Genomic DNA, 6,186 nt, shown 5'->3' with positions numbered 1-6,186 from the left:
GCGAAGAGCGAAAACTAGTCACTATGTACTGGACCATGTTTTGATTGGCGTCATGATGGCGTGCGGAAGGCCCAGGGCATCGTAGATTCTGATGTGCTCGGGTTCCGGCGCCGAACCGCGTCGGATTCTGAGGGTTCCTCTGTTGGTCGTAGGAAGGACCACTGTGACTGTTTGATGGCTCGATAGCGTATCTCGGACCGTTGCCCACGAGTCGTTTAGCCCGTTGTCGCGAAGGGTCTTCTCAACCGCTACGAGCAGGTGGTACGCAAGGATACACAGGAATGTGTGCGCCTCGACCCGGTTCTGGGTCTGATGGAATATGGGTCTTTCAGAAAGCGGGCTCTTCATTGCCCTGAAGGCCGATTCTGCCCTGGTCAGCATGGAATATACGCGCCAGGCCTCGTCGGCGCTAAGGTCCGTTCTGTCGGTCTTCAGCAGATACGCTCCATCGAGGGCTTCGGCAATTGCTTTCTTCTCCGCGTTCTCCTCCCACTTCAGGCCGGTTTCGCCCCACTCGATTGAGTAGTAGCGAGCTACGCGGGGATATCGCTCCTTGATGCGTCCGATAGCCTCCCAGATCTTCTCGGGCTTTTTGAGTCGACCCGAGGTCACGCGCTTCTCCAGCTTCTGCAGGTCGCGGATCAGCCGCTCTTCACGACTGCGCCGGATGGCCGCGTCTTTGCTGGACCGGCCTTCGCTTATGCACAGTATGCACATCTCTCCGTTGCGCTCGGCGCGTTTCACTAGTACCTTGGACTTCCTCTGAGCCGGGTTCGTGGGCGAAGGCGTTCGTTTCACTTCTTGCCAGTCGCCTGACTCGAACTCCTCAAGCCACGCGTTTCGCTCCGCCTGCCTGGAGGCGACTATGTAGTGGCACTCCCTCCCTCTGATCGCCGCCAGGTTCTCATTGAGAGCCATCCCGCGATCCACGACGATCGTGCTTCCCTCAAGCCTTCCCGTTCTCTTCTCCAGGATATCCAGCATGTTGTTTAGGCTCTTCGCGTCCTGTCGGCCGCCCTCAAAGACTTCGTGCGCACAGGTGAAGCCGTCTCGGTTGACTACCATCCCCAACACGACCTGCTTGCAGTCCGATCGGCGATCACCGACACGATTTCGGGCGCAGTGACCGGCGCTTGACCAGCTCCGTGCCGCTTTTCCGCCGATGCGTCGTCTGAGATCGTGGAGGTCGTGTCTTCCACGGGCACATGCCCTGACCTTCGGGCCTTGACCTTCTCGACGATCTCTGCAACCAGGGGGTCGCTCTCCGCGCCCTCCAGCTCAAGCTGGCCGGCTAGCTTCTCCTCCACCTTGCGGGCAAGAACCAACCACTCCCCTAAAGGCCTGGGCCTCAGGTTGCCTAGGGAGCAGATCATCCTCTTGAGCTTTTCGAGAAGACGGAATGCGTTCTACCACGGCTTTCAGTTTACGCCCTCCTGCAAATCAGGTGAAAACGCGTGCCCGAGTGCGGAAGTTGGGTTAGGGAGATAATCCCGTCCTCTAGTGCCTGTCTGACCAGGCGTGCAAGCCTATCCGGGATGAAGTCGGATTCGCTGAGCCTATCTGGCTCGTTTACCCTGTATGCTTCAGGATAGGACGACATGAACTTGTCAGCTGATGCGGGCTGAGGCTCATCTGCCTTCTTCAGGGTTTTTCTGTAGCGACTGTTGTACTCAATCTGGAACTTGCGCCACACATTGTCGTCTAGCTCCTTCATCTCTGAAAGCCTGCAGAGCACAGTCCTGTAGCTGACTCTGAACATCCGCCTTACTTTGAGTACGCGGTCCAGGAATGGCAAGCCTCAGGTATCCCGCCACTCTCCTTCAAATACGGGTCGAGGCATAAGAAAGTAGCTTGCGAATACGTTTGCCTCTTGTTCTTCGGCCTCGTTTTCGACGGTTTCAGTCACATCGTACGAATCTGGGTGAAGCAGGAGATGGCCGAATTCGTGCGCCCCGGTGAATATCCAACGTTCCACTGAGATCCTATCCCACACGTTCACCACTATGAGAGGTCCCCCACAATCAGGCCCCACAGATAGACCAAAGAAGTCTTCCGACATCACCAACTTTGGATAGACCTTGACTCCCGCGGATTCCAGCAGTCCTCAGCGGAAACCAGCGAAAGGTGGGTGGATCCGTATTCGGGCACGGTGCATATGTTCATCATTGCAGACATCAGACCCACCTCCCAGGCCAATCTCACTGGCCATTAGTTGCAGTAGTATGCTGCTGCTTCACCCACGCTCTCCACCCCTAAGGCACCCTAGAATCCCCTGATCAAAGCCTTGTATTGTGTAAGCAAGGCCTCGTTGTGCTCAGCGCCGCCTGGAATGTTGGCGCTCATGAACACCGGCGGGGTCATGCCCTTTTCCATGAGCTTCTCAATGGCCCTCACCACGAGAGTGTTCAGAATTGATGCACCTATTACCGTAGAGATAGGACCGATCTTCTGTTCCAGACCGTCTATGCTCACCGACGCATCTCCGCACGGAACATGGCTGTCGATCACTACATCACCCAGCTCAAACAGACGCTTTCCTTCCGGGTTCCGCGGCACCGACCCCCGAGACCCGGTGATCGATGTAACCGCAACCACATGAACGCCCATGTTCCGCGCCTCTATGGCCATTTGCACCGGAACCGCATTGGCTCCTGATGTTGAGACGACCACCATGACATCTCCCGGTTTCACGCAGGACTCCTCAAGGATTATCCTGGCAAACCCAGGCAGGCGCTCCATCTTCGAACTCTTCGCTGCTCCGTTGTGCATCATCAGACTGGGCTCGAAAAGCACATTCACAGGCACTAGTCCGCCTGCGCGATAGAACAACTCCTCTCCGAGCATGTGGGAGTGGCCTGCAGCAAAGTAGTGCATAGGTCTTCCTTTTGAAATGGAATCGGCCACCATTTCCGCTGCCCGCTCAATGTTCTGGCCCTCGCTAGCCTGGACCTTATCCAGGGTGTCACGTATAACGTCAAAATACTCAAACATCGCGATCTACCTCCCAGCTGCCCATGGACCCTGGCACAAACAAGTCCTCCGTGGAATACGGGACATAGTCCCCTAGCACCAGCTTTCGGAAATTCGCTATTACCTCTTACCATTGGGCATTAGCACAATGAATGACAGCTGACTCTCGGGCACGTCAACCACGCACGAGCCATCTGCCTCTGGCGTCACTCGACTATCCGTATGCCCGCCGCCTAGCTCACGTTGGATCAGCACCAGCTCTCCGCCTGCCGACCATCGCCCGCCTGAAAGGTCACGCACAATGATGCGCGCACCGCGGCGGCGCTGAGTGTTGGCAATGAGCATCAGCGCTCCAAATCGAGGCAATTCCCAGCGGCTCACCGTGATCGATGTCAGGTCGCTGTAAGGCAGCGCGTTCCAGTCCACTTCGCCATCGGGCGTATTGCCCTGGCCCGACTTGGCCGCCCATGAAGCTTCGGCAGGATCAGTGGGTATCATCGGCTTCGCCGACTGGCAAGACGCGGGAGCAGTTCCCCAGCACGGAACTGGCTCACAAGCTTCCGAGTGTTCGCCTGCGGGAGGCACGACTTCGATCCCGGCTACGTCACGGTAAACACCCTGAGCGATAAACGGCGCCGCCTGCTGCCTCAGGCGCAAGGCCGTCTTTGCATACTCAAGGAGATTCTCATTGCCCTCTCCAAACCTATCTCCAAGTTCAGCCCAGAATATGGATCCCAAAACGAATGCACGCGCCACATCTCTGTAGAACCAGGCCGCGCGTTCAGTTCTATCTGGGATCCTGCGAGGGTTGACCATGTTGATCTGCAGGAACTCCGGGAATGTGTACTTGTATACGTTGAAGAACTCGTCATACGCCTCGCCGTTCCACGTAAGATTGGCGTAGAGATACTGGCTGTATATGTCGCCGCAGTTCTCGATCATCAGGAACGACGACGGGTCTATCTCATGAATACGCTCGCTGATACCCCTGATCATCTTGAGATAACCATGGTTGTAGAGGCCATGGTGATAGCCTCCGTCAGACGTATGACAGTGGTTCTCATCATAGCACGGGAAGGGCTCTGCCGATCCAAGCTGATCAAGGTACACCCCGCGTGCTCCAAATGCGCGCACCATCCAGCTCCCAGTATCTACTATCCATTTCTGATACTCACGGCAGCTCGGACACATCACTGCAAACGTTTGCGGGCCATATGTCTCTCGCGACAGTTCCCCGTCTGCAGCCTTTATTGCCCACTTCTTGCCCAGTGTTGGGAAGAAATCCGACTCCTCATCGAACAGGCGAACATTCATGTAGAACGTGCAGAAACCGCCGTGCTCCCGCACGTACTTGCACCCTTCGGCAAGCTCCCACGAACTCCCTAGCTCCATATCGGGAACGTACTCAGGGTAATCCGTATCAAATCCCATCCTGTTCCAGCCTGAAATGAAGAAATGATCAATGCCACCATCCTTGGCATGCTGGAACATCTCAGGTATCTCACAGTACCTGTGGTGAACCACCTGACCATTCTTGAAGTCGTACCGTGGGCAAACGGAAGATTCGAGTTGCAGATCGCGGGGAACGTCAGGAAGTTTCATGTTCTCTAGGGCCCACGCACGATATCGCCGCGCCCCCCAATGCCAGTCCCCCTCATGCAACGCCACCACGTACGGCGCCGACTCCCATACAGCTCCCGGTCTTACCGGAAGATACTTGCGAAACGCCAGACCCATCCATGGCCAGTCCTTGCCTCCCGTCTCGGCGCGGACGCCTGTAAGTACAAACGACGGATCGTGCGAACCAACGTAGATCCCAGACGCCCCATGTGTACTAGATAGATCTGTCCACATCATCGAGGCAAGTCCACAGTAGTTGATCTCTCTTGAGTAATAGCCCTCGGGCTCAGCAATGCTATGGGCCCGCCAAAACTTCATATACCGGTAAGACGACAGCGTCTCCGCCGGGCTCTGGATCCTCTCTCCAGCATGGTGAGGGAATATCAAGACATCGTCAGCTGAGGACTCGCCTACTCCAAGACCGCGAAGCACTGGGAAAACTACTTCTACCACGGTCATATCAGGGGATGCATTATCCAGTGTCACGCGCCATGTTGACTCGCAGGAGTCATCACCTGGAAGAACAACACTCCACTTGCAGCGTATCGGAACCTCGGCGGCTGGCTGGCTGTTTCCTGCCTCTTCACGCTGGGGTCCGCCGGAACCACCAACCTCCACCAGATAGTCATGCTCAACCAGAAGGGCATTGCCTTCTGCTTTTTCAGGACGGCTCTCCTTTGTCACACAGACCGCTACTGCAGGGCCAGGAGCGAATACCCGCCGGTTGTGGTTCGGATCCAGGCACACCACGCGAACCGGGGCATCTTCAACAGCACACGGCCATTTTACCAGGTTTCCGTTGCCGCTTGGGCAGCTCGGGCCTGTGGGCTGACCCGGGGTCCCCGCACCTACGGCCAGGTTCCAGAGCCCGGTCACAGCCCCAGTGCGGTCGTTCACATCTATTCTCATGCAGCTATTCTGGATAGTCGCCACGCACATACCTCCAATCCGATGTCGACTAACAGGCTCCAGGGAATCGGGTAGGAGGGGGCGTCTAGCCCCCGTCCTCCCACACCACCGTACGTGCCGTTCGGCATACGGTGGTTCATGAAACCTTAGGAATTCTGCGCTTAGGGATCCGTCAAGCTCAGAAGCCCTTGGTTTCGCCAGTGGGCGATGCCGAGGGCTTTGTTCATCTGCGGGGTGTTCGCAAGTCGCCAGTATGCCTTGCGCGATCGACTGATCATGCTCGCCCACTCGCTGGGGATGCCCAGAGCGACGAGGTTTCGCCGCACCGTCTTGGGCCTCTTCCATTGTTTCAGCAGGCACATCCGCAGACGTCGTCGTATCCATTGATCCATCTCCTGGTATACGCTCGGGGTCCGCGCGATTCGGTAGTATCCCATCCAACCTCGCAGGTAGGAGTTGAGCTAGCGAATGCGGCTGGCCATGCTCCGCTCGGCCTGAAGCCGTAGTTGTGCTCGGAGAACGTGGGTTCAAACAGCGGCGTCAGCTCCTGTAGAACAGCTTGCTGAATGAAACGGTCCAATGCGGTGGGTATCCCCAGAAGTCTTACGCCTCCGCCCGGCTTCGGGATTTCGTGCCGGCGTACAGGGCTTGGCCTGTAGGTCCCACTGAGCAGCGATTGCTTGAGCT

At 56.8% G+C, this 6,186-nt stretch carries 6 protein-coding genes and 1 pseudogene; all 7 read right to left on the bottom strand.

Features of this window, described 5'->3' with window-relative positions:
- Positions 1–21: 21 nt before the first annotated feature.
- The 7 genes and pseudogenes from VB144_14315 to VB144_14285 all read right to left on the bottom strand — a co-directional run bounded on the left by VB144_14315 (position 22) and on the right by VB144_14285 (position 6,186).
- On the bottom strand, positions 22–1,065 hold the full coding sequence (locus VB144_14315) for a transposase (GenBank protein MEA4884802.1): 1,044 nt from the start codon (positions 1,063–1,065) through the stop codon (positions 22–24).
- Positions 1,059–1,373: a hypothetical protein gene (locus VB144_14310; protein ID MEA4884801.1), complete on the bottom strand. Its 315-nt coding sequence runs from the start codon at positions 1,371–1,373 to the stop codon at positions 1,059–1,061. The genes VB144_14315 and VB144_14310 overlap by 7 nt, the downstream gene beginning before the upstream one ends.
- 50 nt (positions 1,374–1,423) lie before the next feature.
- Entirely contained in the window at positions 1,424–1,795 is a 372-nt protein-coding gene (locus tag VB144_14305; GenBank protein ID MEA4884800.1) for a hypothetical protein, read from the bottom strand.
- A 3-nt stretch (positions 1,796–1,798) separates the two neighbouring features.
- On the bottom strand, positions 1,799–2,098 hold the full coding sequence (locus VB144_14300) for an ImmA/IrrE family metallo-endopeptidase (protein ID MEA4884799.1): 300 nt from the start codon (positions 2,096–2,098) through the stop codon (positions 1,799–1,801).
- A 164-nt stretch (positions 2,099–2,262) separates the two neighbouring features.
- Positions 2,263–2,991 (bottom strand): SIS domain-containing protein, encoded by a 729-nt coding sequence (locus VB144_14295; GenBank protein ID MEA4884798.1) that lies wholly within the window; start codon positions 2,989–2,991, stop codon positions 2,263–2,265.
- Between the two features lie 99 nt (positions 2,992–3,090).
- Entirely contained in the window at positions 3,091–5,523 is a 2,433-nt protein-coding gene (locus VB144_14290) for a DUF6259 domain-containing protein (protein MEA4884797.1), read from the bottom strand.
- Between the two features lie 137 nt (positions 5,524–5,660).
- A pseudogene (locus VB144_14285) lies at positions 5,661–6,186 on the bottom strand (group II intron maturase-specific domain-containing protein).

The organism is Clostridia bacterium (assembly GCA_034926675.1).
Taxonomy (GTDB): domain Bacteria; phylum Bacillota; class DTU025; order DTU025; family DTU025; genus JAYFQW01.
This window is presented reverse-complemented; position numbering and strand designations above follow the sequence as displayed.